The following is a 14595-nucleotide window of genomic DNA, read 5'->3' on the forward strand; positions in this document are numbered from 1 at the left end:
CCTTGCGGAATGAACGTTCACCCGTCCCTTGACCTGATACCGGCAGCGAGGCCGCAGCGTGCCTATGGGCATGCCCGGCTGGCGGTGAAACCCGTCAACGGGCGCACGCGCATTGCGACGCTCTATCAGGAAGGCTGTGCAAAAATCCGGCTGCCAGACCGGGACGATGCGGTGCTGGAAGCCGTGATGATCAATACATCCGGCGGCCTCACCGGCGGCGACGTCATGCGCTGGCAGTTCGATGCGGGCAATGACTGCCACGCGCAGATTACCACGCAGGCCTGCGAGCGCATCTACAAAGCCTCCTCTTCCATTGCCGAGGTGGAGACCACGCTTTCGGTTGGCGAGAATGCCAGTCTCGCCTGGCTGCCGCAGGAGACGATCCTGTTCGAGCGCTCCGCCCTGAAACGAACGCTGACAGCACGGCTGGCCGGAACGGGCCGCGCCCTGATCGTCGAGCCGGTGGTGTTCGGCCGCAAGGCCATGGGCGAGGACGTCCAGACCTGCACGTTCCGTGACCGCTGGCGCATCTACCGGCAGGACAGGCTGGTTCACGCCGAAGACTTTGCGATTGGTCCCGATACGGCTGCCATGCTTGCCCGGCCAGCCCTGCTCGGCGGCATGCGGACAATGGCCACCATCCTGCTGCTCGACCATGATGCGGAGCGGTATCTGGAGCCGGCGCGAAAAATAATCGGTGAAAAAGGCGGGGCGTCTGCCTGGTCTGGCAAGCTTCTTGCGAGGCTGGTGGATGAGGATGCCTATTCCCTGCGGAAACGGCTGATACCGCTGATCGACCTGCTGAATCAAAAGGCAGGCGTGCCTAAAGTCTGGTCAATCTAGACCGGGATCGCGGCATGCGGAACAAACAGGGATGGCCAAGAGGACAAAATGAACCTGACACTCCGTGAAAAAGACAAGCTCCTGATCGCCATGGCGGCAATGGTCGCCCGACGCCGCCTCGAACGCGGCGTCAAGCTCAATCATCCGGAAGCCATTGCACTCATTACGGATTTTGTCGTGGAAGGCGCGCGTGACGGCCGCTCGGTCGCCGAACTCATGGAAGCCGGAGCCCATGTCATCACCCGCGCTCAGGTGATGGAAGGCATCCCCGAGATGATCCACGACATCCAGGTCGAAGCCACGTTCCCCGATGGCACCAAGCTCGTCACCGTTCACGAACCGATCCGTTAGGAGATGCCATGATCCCGGGTGAAATCATTCCTTGCGCAGGCGAGATCGAACTGAACGCAGGCGCGGCCACCGTGACGCTGAAAGTGGCGAACACGGGCGACCGGCCCGTACAGGTCGGTTCGCATTATCATTTCTTCGAAACCAACAATGCGCTGATATTCGACCGTGCTCAGGCGCGCGGCATGCGGCTGGACATCGCCGCGGGAACCGCGGTGCGGTTTGAGCCGGGCCAGGAGCGCGACGTGACACTTGTGCCGCTGGGCGGAAGCCGGACGGTCTACGGGTTTCAGCAAAAGATCATGGGAAAGCTTTGACCAACCAGCTTCCCCAATGTTCTGCCGCGCGGTCAGCCCGGCTTTTTGGTGACAAGGGTCAAAAGGCCCTTGGAATCGAGGCTTGCGACAACCACCGCCGCCGAGGTCAGGCCCTTTTCCTTCAAGGCGGCGGAGACCTGCGGCGAGGCATCAATCGAGGTGCGCAGCTGCTGCATGTCCTTGTCCGAGCGCTTGGCCACGGCATCGTTGACCTGGGTTTTCGTCCCCTCCGGCAGTTCATTGATATCGACAATATTGATCGTCGTGATCGGCACCGTTCCGGACTGCGCCGGAGCCTTGCTGGCCGGTTGCTGCGCGGCTGGTGCCGCAGTCTGCGCGTAGGCCGCGGATGTGGCGAGCGGGAAGGCGGCACACATGGCCAGGATCATCATTTTTCGCATCGTCTTTCCTTTCACGTGATTGGCGAACGATCATCGTTTGATGACGGGCGCAGTTCACATGCGGAATTCGATCTCAAGCGGTCAGTTATCGGGTCATTCCGGGGCGATATCGTGGCCAAAATGTGGCCCGCATCTCCCGCAGCCGCGCGCGTACCGTGCCAGACCTACAGCCCAGGAGAGAACCATCATGCCCGCTAGAATCTCCCGCTCCGCCTATGCCCGCATGTTCGGTCCGACAACCGGCGACAGGGTGCGGCTTGCCGATACGGAGCTGTTCATCGAAGTGGAAAAGGATTTCACCATCTATGGCGAAGAGGTGAAGTTCGGCGGCGGCAAGGTCATCCGCGACGGCATGGGACAGAGCCAGATTGCCCGGGCTGACGGCGCCGTCGATACGGTCATCACCAATGCCCTGATCGTCGACCATACGGGCATCTACAAGGCGGATGTCGGGCTCAAGGACGGGCTGATTGCCGCCATCGGCAAGGCCGGCAATCCCGACACACAGCCGGGCGTGACCATCATTATCGGACCGGGCACGGAAATCATCGCCGGGGAAGGCAAGATACTGACGGCCGGCGGCATGGACGCGCATATCCACTTCATCTGCCCGCAGCAGATCGATGAGGCGCTGATGTCCGGCGTCACCACCATGTTCGGCGGCGGCACCGGCCCCGCGCATGGCACGCTGGCGACCACCTGCACGCCCGGCCCATGGCATCTGGCGCGGATGATCCAGGCCTTCGATTCCATTCCGATGAACCTCGGACTATCGGGCAAGGGCAATGCTTCGCAGCCGAAAGCGCTGGAGGAGATGATCCTCGGCGGCGCCTGCTCGCTGAAACTGCATGAGGATTGGGGCACCACGCCGGCCGCCATCGACAATTGCCTCACCGTTGCCGACCGGTTCGACATTCAGGTGATGATCCATACGGACACGCTCAACGAGAGCGGGTTTGTCGAGGATACGGTTGCAGCCTTCAAGGGGCGCACGATCCATGCCTTTCATACGGAAGGTGCGGGCGGCGGGCATGCGCCCGATATCATCAAGATATGCGGTCTGCCCAATGTCATTCCCTCATCGACGAATCCGACCCGGCCCTACACGAAGAACACCATTGCCGAACATCTCGACATGCTGATGGTCTGCCATCACCTGTCATCGTCGATTCCCGAAGACGTGGCATTCGCCGAAAGCCGTATCCGCAAGGAAACCATTGCTGCGGAAGATATCCTGCACGACATCGGCGCCTTCTCGATCATCTCGTCGGACAGCCAGGCCATGGGCCGCGTCGGCGAAGTTCTGATCCGCACCTGGCAGACCGCCGACAAGATGAAACGCCAGCGCGGAAGCCTGCCGCAGGAAACCGGCGACAACGATAATTTCCGCGTGAAACGTTATATTGCCAAATATACGATCAATCCGGCGATTGCGCAGGGCGTGTCCCGGCATATCGGCTCGATCGAAACGGGCAAACGCGCCGACCTCGTCCTGTGGAACCCGGCCTTCTTCGGTGTCAAACCCGACATGGTGCTGCTGGGCGGCTCCATCGCCGCCGCACCGATGGGCGACCCCAACGCATCCATTCCAACACCGCAGCCCGTGCATTACCGCCCCATGTTCGCCACCTTCGGCAAGAATGTCTCCAATTCCTCTGTTGTCTTTGTCAGCAAGGCATCGATTGAGGCTGGCCTGCGCCAGTCGCTTGGCACGGACAAGCACCTGATCGGTGTCGAGAACACCCGCGGCGGTATTTCAAAGGCATCGATGATCCACAATGACGCCACGCCGCACGTGGAAGTTGACCCTGAAACCTATGAAGTGCGCGCCGACGGCGAACTTCTGACATGCGAACCGGCGACGGTGCTGCCCATGGCGCAGCGCTACTTCCTGTTCTGAGGAGAATGCATCATGAAACGCGTCACAGGCCATGCGCATGCCGGTCACTACACAGGCACGCCCTTCGACCATATCGTCCTGGCGCATGACGAGAGGCATCTGCGCCGCAAGGTCCTGACCCTGCAACGGGGTGAGCAGATCCTGATCGACCTGCCCGATCCCATCGCCTTCACCCACGGCGACGTGCTTGTCCTCGAAGATGGAAGAATGGCGGAGATTATCGCCGCCGAGGAAACCCTCTACGCGGTAATGCCGCGCGACCGGCAACATCTTACCGAACTGGCCTGGCATCTGGGCAACCGCCATCTGCCGGCCCAACTGGAAGAAGACCGTATCGTTATCTTGCGCGACCACGTCATCAAGGCCATGCTCGAAGGTCTGGGAGCGCGGGTCACCGAGATCGTTGCACCATTCCATCCGCTGCGCGGTGCCTATCACAGCGGTCATGGCCACGATCATGGACATCAGCATCATGATCACGGGCATCACCATCATTCCCATGACTGAGTTCACCGCAAACACCGCGCTGCTGCGGCTCATGACCTGGCTGTCCCCGGCCTTTCCCGTCGGGGCCTTTTCCTACAGCCATGGCATTGAACGGGCGATCCATGACGGGCTGATCCGCGACAAGGATACGCTGCATTCCTGGCTGACCGATCTTTTGCAGCATGGCTCGATCTGGAATGACGCCGTCCTGTTTGCCGCCAGCTGGCATGAGGCGCAGGCGGGCGGGGATTGCCAACCCATTGCAGCCCTTGGCGAAGCCATGGCCGGATCGAGGGAACGGCACATGGAAACCATGCTGCAAGGCAGCGCTTTCCTGCAGGCCATTGCGCACTGGAGCGGAGATCAACCGGGCGCAACCGAAGAGATGCCCTACCCCGTTGCGGTTGCCATTGCCGCTGCCTGTAATGGCGTGGAGCTGCAGCCGGGGCTGGCGGCCTTTGTGCATGCGGTCATTTCCAACCTCATTCAGGGTGCCGTGCGTCTCGTTCCTCTTGGCCAAAGCCATGGGGTCGCGCTGATGGCGGCACTGGAACGGCCGATCCTGGCGGTTGCGCAACGCGCCGCCGCCTCAAGCCTAGATGATTTGGGATCGGCAGCGATCCTGTCGGACATCATGGCGATGCAGCATGAAACACAATATTCGAGGGTTTTCCGGTCATGATCTCACAGAATGGACCGCTTCGCGTCGGGATTGGCGGCCCCGTCGGCTCCGGCAAGACCACGGTCACCGAAATGCTGTGCAAGGCGATGCGCGACCGCTACTCCGTCGCCGTCGTGACCAATGACATCTATACCAAGGAAGATGCGCTGATCCTCAGCCGTCTGCAGGCTCTGCCCGAGGACCGGATCATGGGCGTGGAAACCGGCGGTTGTCCGCACACGGCCATTCGCGAGGATGCCACCATCAATCTGCAGGCGATTGCCGAGATGAACAGGCGCCATCCGGACCTCGATATCGTCTTCATCGAATCCGGCGGCGACAATCTCGCAGCAACATTCTCGCCCGATCTCGCCGATCTGACGATCTACGTCATTTCAGTCTGCCAGGGCGAGAAAATACCGCGCAAGGGCGGCCCCGGCATCACCCGCTCCGACCTCCTGATCATCAACAAAAAGGATCTGGCGCCCTATGTCGGCGCCGACCTCGACATCATGGACGCCGACACGAAGCTGCAGCGCGGGGCCAAGCCCTATGTTTTCACCGATATGCTGCGGCGCAACGGGCTTGACGAGGTCATCGCGTTCATCGAGACCGCAGGGGGTCTGCAGCCTTAGCCGCTGGCCCGTGCAGGCTCGGCCTGTTGTCCTGCGATCATGACCTCGGCCAGAATTTCATAGGACCGGATCCGCGCCTTGTGATCGAATATATGACCTGTCGCCATGATTTCATCGGCGCCGGTGCGCTGGATGAACTCTTCGACACCGGCCTTGACGGTCGACGGGGAGCCGGCGACCGTGCAGGACAGCGACTGGCGCAAAATGGCGCGCGCGTGAAGGTCGAGCGTTTCCTCGTAGCCTTCGACAGGCGCAGGCAACGGCCCCGGCATACCGGTGCGCAGATTGACAAATGCCTGCTGCTGCGAGCTCTTCAACAGATTTGCTTCATCATCCGTTGCCGCGGCAAAGACGTTCAGCCCCAGCATGACATAGGGCTTTTCCAGATGTTCGGACGGTTGGAACCGCGCGCGATAAATCTCCACCGCCCGCTCCATTTCGGCCGGGGCAAAATGCGAGGCGAAGGCGTAGGGCAGCCCGAGGGCGGCCGCCAGCTGCGCGCCAAACAGGCTCGAACCCAAAATCCAGACCGGAACATCGAGGCCCGCGCCCGGCACGGCCTGGACCTTCTGGCCCGGTTCCGGTTCACGGAAATAGCCCATCAGTTCCACCACATCCTGCGGGAAACCGTTGATATCCTGCTCAAGATTACGGCGCAGGGCATGGGCCGTTATCTGGTCCGTACCCGGCGCGCGGCCAACGCCCAGGTCAATACGGCCGGGATGCAGCGCCGCGAGCGTGCCGAACGCCTCGGCCACCATCAGCGGCGCATGGTTTGGCAGCATGATGCCGCCAGCGCCGAGGCGGATGGTCGACGTGCCCGCCGCCACATGGGCGATGACGACGGCTGTCGCGGCGCTTGCAATGCCGCGCATGTTGTGATGTTCAGCCAGCCACAACCGGTTGTAGCCGAGGCGTTCGGCATGCTGGGCCAGATCCAGCGAATTGCGGAGGGATTGCCCTGGCGTGCTGCCAACGGGAACCGGCGAAAGGTCAAGGACGGAAAGTGGGGTCATTGCCTTCATATAGGCGAGCAATCACCGCGCACAATGCGCGGCAATCGATTCATGATTCACAAAATTTGAAGCCATGTTCAATGGAAGAAATGAATCCCCAAGCCTTGGATTGGACCCGCCTTCAATTCTTCAGAACGCGCAGGCCGGCAGCCTCGGCACGCAATTCCATGCCAACGAGAGCACGTGTTTCCTGGGACAATTGTTCATCGGACTCGCGGATGGCGGTTTCAATGAAATAGGCGATCATCTCAAAGCCTTCACTGTCGGCAATGGCACACAGTTTCGAGAGTTCTGTTTTCAATACTTTCAGCGTCTGAACTCTTTTGTCCATGCATCTCTCTCCAAGTCCCACCAGCGGCAATGCCATTTTTTCTTTTCACTGAAACATTCACACTATTGCAGATAAAAATCCATGTCGCAGACCGCACGATCAACAAACTCCGCAGTGCAATTGATGGATATTTTTCTCAGTAGTTAATTGTTCTTGCAGATTATATCGAAAGTTTTCACATGACATTATTCGCAAAACGCGCGACTTGAAAAGCCCGCTATTGATCACAACTTTTGCCATCATTTTCTTATCTTGATTTAAATTTATATTAAATTTGAATTACTTACATTCAACACCATGAATGCACTCATGTATTTTTTCAAAACCTCAAGTTTGCCAGTCAGAGGCGGGAAATTTGCAGCTGCGGTTTTCCGCATATTTCTTTTGATCCCGATTTCACCGCCTTGTCGATCAGGCCGGAAGCAAGGTCTGAAACCACTTCGACGGCAATATCTTCCGGCAATCCGGTTTCGGCCATTCCGGCTTTCATCGCGGCAAAACTCGCTGCACTGTCTGTTCCGCAGATATAGGCCTTGGCTTCCAGCAATGCGGCTCGCTCAAACTTCTTGTTGTAGATTTCATTGGTCTCGGATGGCGCAGCGGTTTGCGCCTTCAAGCTGAAGGCTCCCGCCGGCTGGATCGATAATGCCGACGCTATCACGGCTGCCATAAGGACTGACGCAGATATTTTACGCATCTTCTCGGCCTCGATTACGGAGATCCGATGCTTTCATCATCGGCCCCTTTACGAAGCATTAACGAATCAGGATGCCCGAAAGTTCCGTTCTGGCGCTCAACTCGACGTGATGGCCAGTTGATAATTGAACGCTTCTTTGCTGCATTGCACCAGGTGCATTGCTGCTATGCAATATTATCTGTATTAAATCACACCAATGGAGTTATTGTTGGATCAGGAATTTTCGACAGCGTCACCTCCTCCCGGCCCTGTCGAAACGGTTGGCCTCTTCTCCTCCCAGAAGGCCTTCCAAAACCAACGAAACCCACCGCACCTCCTCCCGCGGTGGGTTTTGTTGTTTCAGGGCTCTCCCAACTCCCCCTTGTGCGACGCGTCAAACGAAAACACCGGCCAGAGTTTGATCTCTTCGGCCGGTGCTATGAAAGATATTCAAGTCTTTGACGCTGTATCCAGGCTCTACTGCACCGCGTTCTGGGCACCCGGTGTCTCGGGAACTTTTGAGGGAACGGCCTTCTGGGTCAGGGACTTGGGTGGTGGAACAAAATGCGTGTCCTTTGCCGGCGACAGGGCAGCAGCGGCCGCTTTTGGACTGGTGCTCGTGCCGGTGGTCGTTCCGGTACTCGTGCTTGTGCTGCAGGCCGCCAGAGCCATGAGGGACAAGACAGCCAAGGGTAATGCAATGCGCATTCGATATTCCTTTGTTTGCATGAAAGAGCCGCCCAAGCGACACTTAAGACAATCACGCCCGCTTGACCACCCAATCATGCCAAATGGGCGTCAAATAAAGCTCGGCCCCCATCCTTGAAAACCGCGAAGAGATTTCTAGCGAATAAGGATTGCCCTGAGGTCATTGACATTGGTGCCGGTTGGTCCCGGCACGAAGAGATCGCCGATGGCATGGAACGCCGACCAGGCATCATTGCCGTTGAGATAGGCCGATGCATCGAGCCCCTTCGCCAAAAGCCGGGCGATGCTGCCGCTGTCGGCAAAGGCGCCGGCATTGTCCTCCGAGCCGTCGATTCCATCCGTGTCCGCCGCAAAGGCGCTGATGCCGTCACATCCGTCGATATCGAGCGCGAGGGACAACAGGAACTCGCTGTTGCGTCCGCCCTTGCCTTTTCCCCGCACGGTCACCGTGGTTTCACCGCCGGAAAGCAGGACGACGGGTTTGGCAAACGGCTGGTTTTTGGCCAGGACCTGCTTGGCCAGAGCCGCATGCACATGCGCCACCTCCCGCGCCTCGCCTTCAATCGCATCGGACAGGACGACAGCCTCCACGCCAAGCGAGCGGGCGGCAGCGGCCGATGCGTCCAGCGATACGGCCGCGGAGGCAATGACCCGGTGCTCATGCGCCGCAAACACCGCATCCGATGGCTTGGGCGCGTCGGCCGCAGCCGACTGCAGATGTTTCAGGGCTGCCGCCGGCAGGGCAAGATTGTAGCGTTCGACGATCCGCAGGGCATCCTCGCGGGTTATGGCGTCGGCAACCGTGGGGCCGGACGCGACAAAGGCAGGATTGTCGCCGGGTATATCGGACACGATCAATGAAAAGACACGGGCGGGATAGGCGGCAGCGGCCAGCCTTCCGCCCTTGATCGTCGACAGATGTTTGCGCACGGCATTCATTGCGGAAATCGGCGCTCCGGACGCGAGCAGCGCCCTGTTGACCGCGATCTCGTCATCGAGCGTCATGCCTTCCGGCGGCGACGGCAGCAAGGCCGACCCGCCACCGGAGATCAGCGCGACCACCAGATCATCACCGGTCAGGCCCGAAACGGTTTCGAGCAGGCGCTTTGAGGCAACAAGACCTGCCGCATCCGGCACCGGATGCGACGCTTCGATAATCTCGATGCGCTCGCAGGGAACGCCAAAGCCGTACCGGGTGACCACCAAGCCTTCCAGCGGGCCGTCCCAGGCCTTTTCAAAGGCGCTCGCCATTTGCGCCGACCCCTTGCCCGCACCGATCACAATGGTCCGGCCCTTGGGCCTTTCCGGCAGATGCGCGGCAATGGTGCGCTGCGGATCGGCGGCTGCGACGGCGGCCTCAAACAACGTCTTGAAAAATTCCTTATCCTGCATGCGCATCACATATCCAGATCAAAGACAAAAACACCCTGAACACCGGCGGCAGCGGCCGCAACAATGCGCCCGCCGATAGCCCTGTGCCCGGCGTCGTCAAGGTAGGCGTCACGCGCTTGCGCATCGGCGAAATCGATGATGAACCCTTCGCCAAACCCTTTGTCCATACCGGTTTCCGGGCTGACATTGGCACCCGCATGGAAGGACAGGACGCCGGGCAGTTTTCCGCAAAGCGCAGCAAGATCGTTGTATATGTCCTGCCGGGCGGCGGCGGCGACATCGTCGCGAAAACGAATAAAAACACAATGGCGTATCACGGGAGAGACTTTCACTGATGGTTGGCGGCCCGATTGCGCGGTAAAGCATCAAGGCCTGTCATTATCTCGGATCAATCGATGCGTATCCTGACGGGATTACTGAAAATTGCGAGCGCTATTTCCGCCTGCTGCGCAAAATCCTCGGGTTGGGCTCACGTCAACAATCGTTCAACGGACATGGCTATCGACAACAGGCGGCGGTCGGCGCCATGCCGGGCAAACAGCATCAGCCCTCCCGGCAATGCAAGACCGGGCATTGGAATAGTGATCGCGGTCAAATCAAACTGGTTGGCAATCTGCGGATTGCGCAACAGCAGGCCTTCGGTCCGTTTGTAGAATTCCTCGTTCCCGCTCACATCGGCAATCGGCGGCGCTGTCATCGGCACCGTCGGCAGAGCCAGGACATCATAGGCCGCGATATACTGGTCCATTTTCCGCACCAGCGCCTGCCGCTTTTGCATCACGTCGATATAGGCGGCTTCCGAAACGCCCAGACGGCGCAACAATGGCTTTTGCACGCGCTGGTCCACATCAAGCCCGCTCTTGTCCAGCCAGTCCGCATGAACCCGGCTGCCTTCAATCCCCGCAATGGAGCCGACAGAGGTCGCTTCAGCCATGTCACCGATCAGATCATCGAGCGTGCATTCCACCAGGATCGCTCCGGCTTTTTCGCATAGGCGCAGGCTTTGCTCGAATGCCCCGGCGATAGAGGGTTCCAGTGCAGAGAGAACCGCCCCCTGCGGCAGGCCGATGCGCAAACCGCGCAAGGAGATGGGTTCAGTACGATCCGCTGCCTCGCCGGCCATGACAGCATCCGCCAAGGCACAGTCGGCGATGGAGCCCGCCAGCGGGCCAATGGAGTCAAGACTTGGCGACAGTGGAAAAGCACCCTGCAGGGGAATGCGCTTTGCGGTGGGCTTGAAACCGGCGACACCATTCAGCGCCGCGGGAATGCGGATGGACCCGCCCGTGTCCGATCCAATGGAAATCTCGCTCGTGCCATCGGCGACAGAAATCCCGGCGCCGGTTGACGATCCTCCGGCAATGCGGCTGCTGTCGCGGGCATTTCCGGCGACCGGATAGTGCGGATTGAGACCAACGGCGGTAAAGGCGAATTCGGTCATGATTGTTTTGCCGGCAATAACGGCGCCCGCACGGCGCAAACGTTCGACGATCACCGCATCCCTGGCAGCGGACGGCGCATTTTGGCGCATGCGGGAGCCGGCGAGCGTCGGTTCGCCCGCCACATCGAACAGATCCTTGATCGAAACGATCCTGCCATCCAGGCCGCCAAGACTGGTCCCCTCGCGCAGGCGCTGGTCCGAAGCATCCGCTTCCGCACGGGCCGTCGCCGCATAGAGCGCGACGAAAGCATGCCCGCCTCCGGCAGCGATGGCTGCAAGACTTTGCTCCAGTTTATCACGCACAGATCCGACCGGCTGAGACAAAGGCATCCTCCCCTCACACATGAACTGCATTGTCTATAACGCCGCCCGCTGAAAATTCAAAAGGGTTCGCATTGCCGGTTATGCTGCCATGCAGCATGCTCATTGCTGCCATGCAACATTAGCAATTTTCATGCGGCCCAACGCGCCGCACTATTTCCCCGGGAGGTTGATCAAAACAAGGGGAATACCAAATGAGCCTTCGCAACCACATCCAAAAATGGCGCCAGTATCGTCAGAACCTGCATGAACTGAGATTGTGCACCGATCGCAATCTCGCCGATCTGGGCATCGCCCGCTCGGATATCCGCCGCGTCGCGTGGCAGGCCTGCAACTGAGCCTTTCAACGCCCGCATTGATGCGGGTGCAATCGAGCAGGCCGGCGACGGCCTGCTTCAGTGACCGACGCCGAATGAGTAATTCCAGGTCACGCCAATAGCCTTCTGATCCTTGGACCCGAGTTTCGGCACGATCGGGCTATCCTCCGCGTCACCCGCCAGCCGGTCATACCGGCCGAAGACCTGGACGCTCCACGCGTCGGAGAATGAATAGGTGGTGGCAGCAACGATCCCGTATGACTTGACGCCGCCACCGGGGGTGTAAGCCTCGACCCGGTGATTGTTGTGGGATTCCTCTTCCGTCACGCCGAAGGTGTTGCGCATATAGGTGCTGTCGGCAAGCGACAGGCGCGGGCCGATGGAGAACAGGAATTTATCATAGCGCTGGAACACGTCAGCCGAGAGATCGGCCACGAGCCCCTCGGAGTTATTGAAGGCCTGCCTCACCTCGGCGCGCACGCGCAAGCGGTCCTGGATCGGCCAAAACTGTGCAAACACACCGCCATCCACCGTCCATGAAATATGGCGCAGGCCGACAAAGCCACTGTCATCGGAACGGGAGCGGCCGGAGCGGAAGCCGATGACGGGGCCGATTTCCAGCCCGCCGAGGGTCAAAAGCGTGTAATCGATATTGTCATCGGGCGCACTCATGCCCTCGGGTTCATCGCCGCGCCGGATATCGAAGGACGGCATGAAACCGAAGCCTTTGGAGCGCGCACCTTCAAACTTGCTGCCATATTCGACGCTGGCGCCCACCGTCACGATCCAGCGCGCCGGATTGACGGGTTTGCCGTCACTGGCAATCGGGTCGGAATCTGCCGCAAATGCATAGCTGGCAGACGCGGTCACAAGACCAGCGTACGCCAGCACGGCGGCAAATTGCCTTATACAGCGATAGATCATCTCAAGCGGTTGCCCCGATTTGCAATCATCCAGGATTGCCCCACCAGCAAATTCGTTTCCCTGGCCAATGCCAGCGCCATTTTCATCAGAGAAGATAGGCGCCCGGAAGATATAAGTCACCTTCTGATCGAAAACGACAGCAAAATCGATATAAGCGGTGAATCAATTTTAAACCAATGACAATCCACAGGCCTCTGAAAACCGCGAGACCGAAGAGCATACGGGCATGCACAGATATCGGGATGGACTTGTCTGATTGCGGTGGAAAAATAAACAAAAGCAGAAGTGATGGTGCCCAGACGCGGATTCGAACCACGGACACGCGGATTTTCAATCCGCTGCTCTACCAACTGAGCTATCTGGGCACTTCAGGCATTTCCGTTATCCGGCAAGCCTTTCTGACAGCGTTGGCTTTCCGTCAGAAGCGGGTGGGTTATAACACTAAAAATCCCCCTGTCCAGCATCAACTGACGAATTTTTTGCCGTTTTTCTGCCTCTTGCAAACAGCATGCATTGATGCGTTGTTTATTACCCAAACAGACAGGATTCGCATTTCATGGATGAAACGGGGGACAAAGCCGCCGGGAGCAGTGCTTTTGGCTGGGGAATCATCGGCAGCGGCGAGATCGCCCAGCGGTTTGCCGCCGATCTTGCGTTTGTTCCGCAGGCTTTCATCGCCGCCAATCATTCCCGCTCGCTCGCTGATGCCGAACAGTTTCGCGATGCATTCGGCAGCAAGCACGCCTATGGCGACCTTGATTCCCTCTTGGCGGACCCGGCCGTCGATGCCGTCTATGTCGCGACGCCCAGTTCCATCCATCTGGCGCAGGCGCTGAAGGCCGTCCGCTCTGGCAAGGCCATCCTCACGGAAAAGCCGATCGCGCCATCCCACACGGAAGCCTCGGTCATCCAGCGCGAGGCAGCCCGGATCAAGGTTTTTGCCATGGAAGCCATGGAGACCCGCTTCCTGCCGGCGGTTGTGGCAGCCAAGGCGAAAATCGATGCGGGCGAGATCGGAACGATTCGCCGAATCACCGCCGAACTCGCTTATGCCGAGGATTACGCGCCGGAAAACCGCTTGTTCAACCGCTCCCTCGGCGGCGGCGCCACGCTGGATCTCGGCATTCACGGCGTCTCCCTGGCAATGCATTTTCTCGGTCAGCCGCAAAAAGTATCCGGCCTGTGGCACGCCGCGCCCAATGGCGTGGATATGAGCTCGGAGATAGCGCTGCACTATGATGGGGCCGACGCGATCCTTTCCTGCGGTTTTGACCGCAACGGTACCAATCATTGCGTGATCGAGGGAACCCTGGGCACGCTGCGGCTCGATGCACCTTTCCTCAAGGCACAGCGGCTGACGGCTTACCGGCCCTTCCTGGCCGCAACGCCCTTCGGCCCGCTGAAACGGCCAGGAGGCCTTTTTGGCAGGCTGCTCGACCGCTTGCCGGTCCCCGGGCGCAGAAGCGAAGATTATCCGTTTGAAGGCAATGGCCTGCAGTTTGAAGCCATGGCGGTGATGGAAGCCATGCGCAGGGGTGAAACAAGCGCGAAGACCATGCCCCTGAGCGACAGTATCCATGTGCTGCGTGCGATCAATATCGTGCTGGCACAGCCCGCCACACCGCGTGTGATCAAGCTGTGAAACGTTTCACGGCGCTGCGTTCAGCGTTCGGTGTCGTCTTCGCTGTCATCGGCGCTTTCAACCGCCGGAAGAACATAGGCACCCGTCAGCCAGCGATTGAGATCGACGTTGCGGCAACGGCTTGAGCAGAAGGGATAGTGCTCCCGCTGCGATGGCCGCTTGCATTCCGGGCATGGCCGTGTCGGCCGCAATGGCGTTACCTTCGCCGCGCTTTTGTTTTCGTCCATTCGTCTAAA

19 protein-coding genes and 1 tRNA gene are annotated in these 14595 nt (G+C 59.5%); 9 read left to right on the forward strand and 11 right to left on the reverse strand.

Features of this window, described 5'->3' with window-relative positions; all coding sequences use genetic code 11:
• The first annotated feature begins 9 nt into the window (after positions 1-9).
• The 3 genes from C5750_RS20955 to C5750_RS20965 are packed head-to-tail and all read left to right on the forward strand — an operon-like array spanning position 10 to position 1508.
• Positions 10-843 carry an urease accessory protein UreD gene (locus tag C5750_RS20955; protein WP_105736390.1) on the forward strand — a complete coding sequence of 278 codons (834 nt, stop codon included), beginning with the start codon at positions 10-12 and terminating at the stop codon, positions 841-843.
• A gap of 48 nt (positions 844-891) precedes the next feature.
• Positions 892-1194 carry an urease subunit gamma gene (locus C5750_RS20960; protein WP_105736392.1) on the forward strand — a complete coding sequence of 101 codons (303 nt, stop codon included), beginning with the start codon at positions 892-894 and terminating at the stop codon, positions 1192-1194.
• 8 nt (positions 1195-1202) lie between these two features.
• Positions 1203-1508, forward strand: coding sequence for an urease subunit beta (locus tag C5750_RS20965; protein WP_105736395.1), 306 nt, complete (start codon positions 1203-1205; stop codon positions 1506-1508).
• A gap of 32 nt (positions 1509-1540) precedes the next feature.
• Here C5750_RS20965 and C5750_RS20970 read toward each other — a convergent pair whose 3' ends face one another.
• On the reverse strand, positions 1541-1909 hold the full coding sequence (locus tag C5750_RS20970) for a hypothetical protein (RefSeq protein WP_105736397.1): 369 nt from the start codon (positions 1907-1909) through the stop codon (positions 1541-1543).
• Between the two features lie 187 nt (positions 1910-2096).
• On the opposite strand from C5750_RS20970, the gene ureC reads away from it, so the two are divergent.
• Genes ureC through ureG form a run of 4 tightly spaced genes read left to right on the forward strand, consistent with a single transcriptional unit; the run spans position 2097 to position 5591 of the window.
• Positions 2097-3809, forward strand: a complete 1713-nt coding sequence (gene ureC / locus C5750_RS20975; protein ID WP_105736398.1) for an urease subunit alpha — start codon at positions 2097-2099, stop codon at positions 3807-3809.
• 12 nt (positions 3810-3821) lie between these two features.
• Positions 3822-4316: an urease accessory protein UreE gene (gene ureE, locus C5750_RS20980; RefSeq protein WP_105736400.1), complete on the forward strand. Its 495-nt coding sequence runs from the start codon at positions 3822-3824 to the stop codon at positions 4314-4316.
• A complete protein-coding gene (locus tag C5750_RS20985) occupies positions 4267-4977 on the forward strand; it encodes an urease accessory protein UreF (RefSeq protein WP_342588475.1) in 711 nt (236 codons plus the stop codon). Before ureE ends, C5750_RS20985 begins: the two co-directional genes overlap by 50 nt.
• Complete coding sequence (gene ureG, locus C5750_RS20990) at positions 4974-5591, forward strand: urease accessory protein UreG (protein WP_105736404.1); 618 nt, start codon at positions 4974-4976, stop codon at positions 5589-5591. The genes C5750_RS20985 and ureG overlap by 4 nt, the downstream gene beginning before the upstream one ends.
• Here ureG and C5750_RS20995 read toward each other — a convergent pair.
• The 7 genes from C5750_RS20995 to C5750_RS21025 all read right to left on the reverse strand — a co-directional run bounded on the left by C5750_RS20995 (position 5588) and on the right by C5750_RS21025 (position 11485).
• On the reverse strand, positions 5588-6607 hold the full coding sequence (locus tag C5750_RS20995) for an LLM class flavin-dependent oxidoreductase (protein ID WP_105736752.1): 1020 nt from the start codon (positions 6605-6607) through the stop codon (positions 5588-5590). The genes ureG and C5750_RS20995 overlap by 4 nt on opposite strands.
• A gap of 121 nt (positions 6608-6728) precedes the next feature.
• Complete coding sequence (locus C5750_RS21000) at positions 6729-6938, reverse strand: hypothetical protein (RefSeq protein ID WP_105736406.1); 210 nt, start codon at positions 6936-6938, stop codon at positions 6729-6731.
• Between the two features lie 340 nt (positions 6939-7278).
• The gene (locus C5750_RS21005) at positions 7279-7554 is read right to left on the reverse strand and encodes a hypothetical protein (protein WP_130268693.1); all 276 of its coding nucleotides are present in this window, start codon (positions 7552-7554) and stop codon (positions 7279-7281) included.
• A 537-nt stretch (positions 7555-8091) separates the two neighbouring features.
• Entirely contained in the window at positions 8092-8322 is a 231-nt protein-coding gene (locus C5750_RS26405; protein ID WP_130502067.1) for a hypothetical protein, read from the reverse strand.
• A 135-nt stretch (positions 8323-8457) separates the two neighbouring features.
• Positions 8458-9720, reverse strand: coding sequence for a glycerate kinase type-2 family protein (locus tag C5750_RS21015; protein WP_165401763.1), 1263 nt, complete (start codon positions 9718-9720; stop codon positions 8458-8460).
• Positions 9720-10031 carry a Dabb family protein gene (locus tag C5750_RS21020; RefSeq protein ID WP_105736412.1) on the reverse strand — a complete coding sequence of 104 codons (312 nt, stop codon included), beginning with the start codon at positions 10029-10031 and terminating at the stop codon, positions 9720-9722. The genes C5750_RS21015 and C5750_RS21020 overlap by 1 nt, the downstream gene beginning before the upstream one ends.
• A 152-nt stretch (positions 10032-10183) precedes the next feature.
• The gene (locus C5750_RS21025; protein WP_105736414.1) at positions 10184-11485 is read right to left on the reverse strand and encodes an amidase; all 1302 of its coding nucleotides are present in this window, start codon (positions 11483-11485) and stop codon (positions 10184-10186) included.
• A gap of 185 nt (positions 11486-11670) precedes the next feature.
• On the opposite strand from C5750_RS21025, the gene C5750_RS21030 reads away from it, so the two are divergent.
• Complete coding sequence (locus tag C5750_RS21030; protein ID WP_105736416.1) at positions 11671-11814, forward strand: DUF1127 domain-containing protein; 144 nt, start codon at positions 11671-11673, stop codon at positions 11812-11814.
• Positions 11815-11871: 57 nt separating this feature from the next.
• Here C5750_RS21030 and C5750_RS21035 read toward each other — a convergent pair whose 3' ends face one another.
• Both C5750_RS21035 and C5750_RS21040 read right to left on the reverse strand, forming a co-directional pair.
• Positions 11872-12684: a MipA/OmpV family protein gene (locus C5750_RS21035; RefSeq protein ID WP_245421190.1), complete on the reverse strand. Its 813-nt coding sequence runs from the start codon at positions 12682-12684 to the stop codon at positions 11872-11874.
• 322 nt (positions 12685-13006) lie between these two features.
• Positions 13007-13082: transfer RNA gene (locus C5750_RS21040), tRNA-Phe, on the reverse strand.
• Between the two features lie 191 nt (positions 13083-13273).
• Between C5750_RS21040 and C5750_RS21045 the strand changes: the two genes are divergently transcribed.
• On the forward strand, positions 13274-14359 hold the full coding sequence (locus C5750_RS21045) for a Gfo/Idh/MocA family protein (RefSeq protein WP_105736418.1): 1086 nt from the start codon (positions 13274-13276) through the stop codon (positions 14357-14359).
• A 20-nt stretch (positions 14360-14379) separates the two neighbouring features.
• Here the strand turns inward: C5750_RS21045 and yacG are convergent, their stop codons facing one another.
• Positions 14380-14586 carry a DNA gyrase inhibitor YacG gene (gene yacG / locus C5750_RS21050; protein WP_105736420.1) on the reverse strand — a complete coding sequence of 69 codons (207 nt, stop codon included), beginning with the start codon at positions 14584-14586 and terminating at the stop codon, positions 14380-14382.
• Between the last annotated feature and the right edge of the window lie 9 nt (positions 14587-14595).

This window comes from Phyllobacterium myrsinacearum, from assembly GCF_002980555.1.
Taxonomy (GTDB): Bacteria; Pseudomonadota; Alphaproteobacteria; order Rhizobiales; family Rhizobiaceae; genus Phyllobacterium; species Phyllobacterium myrsinacearum.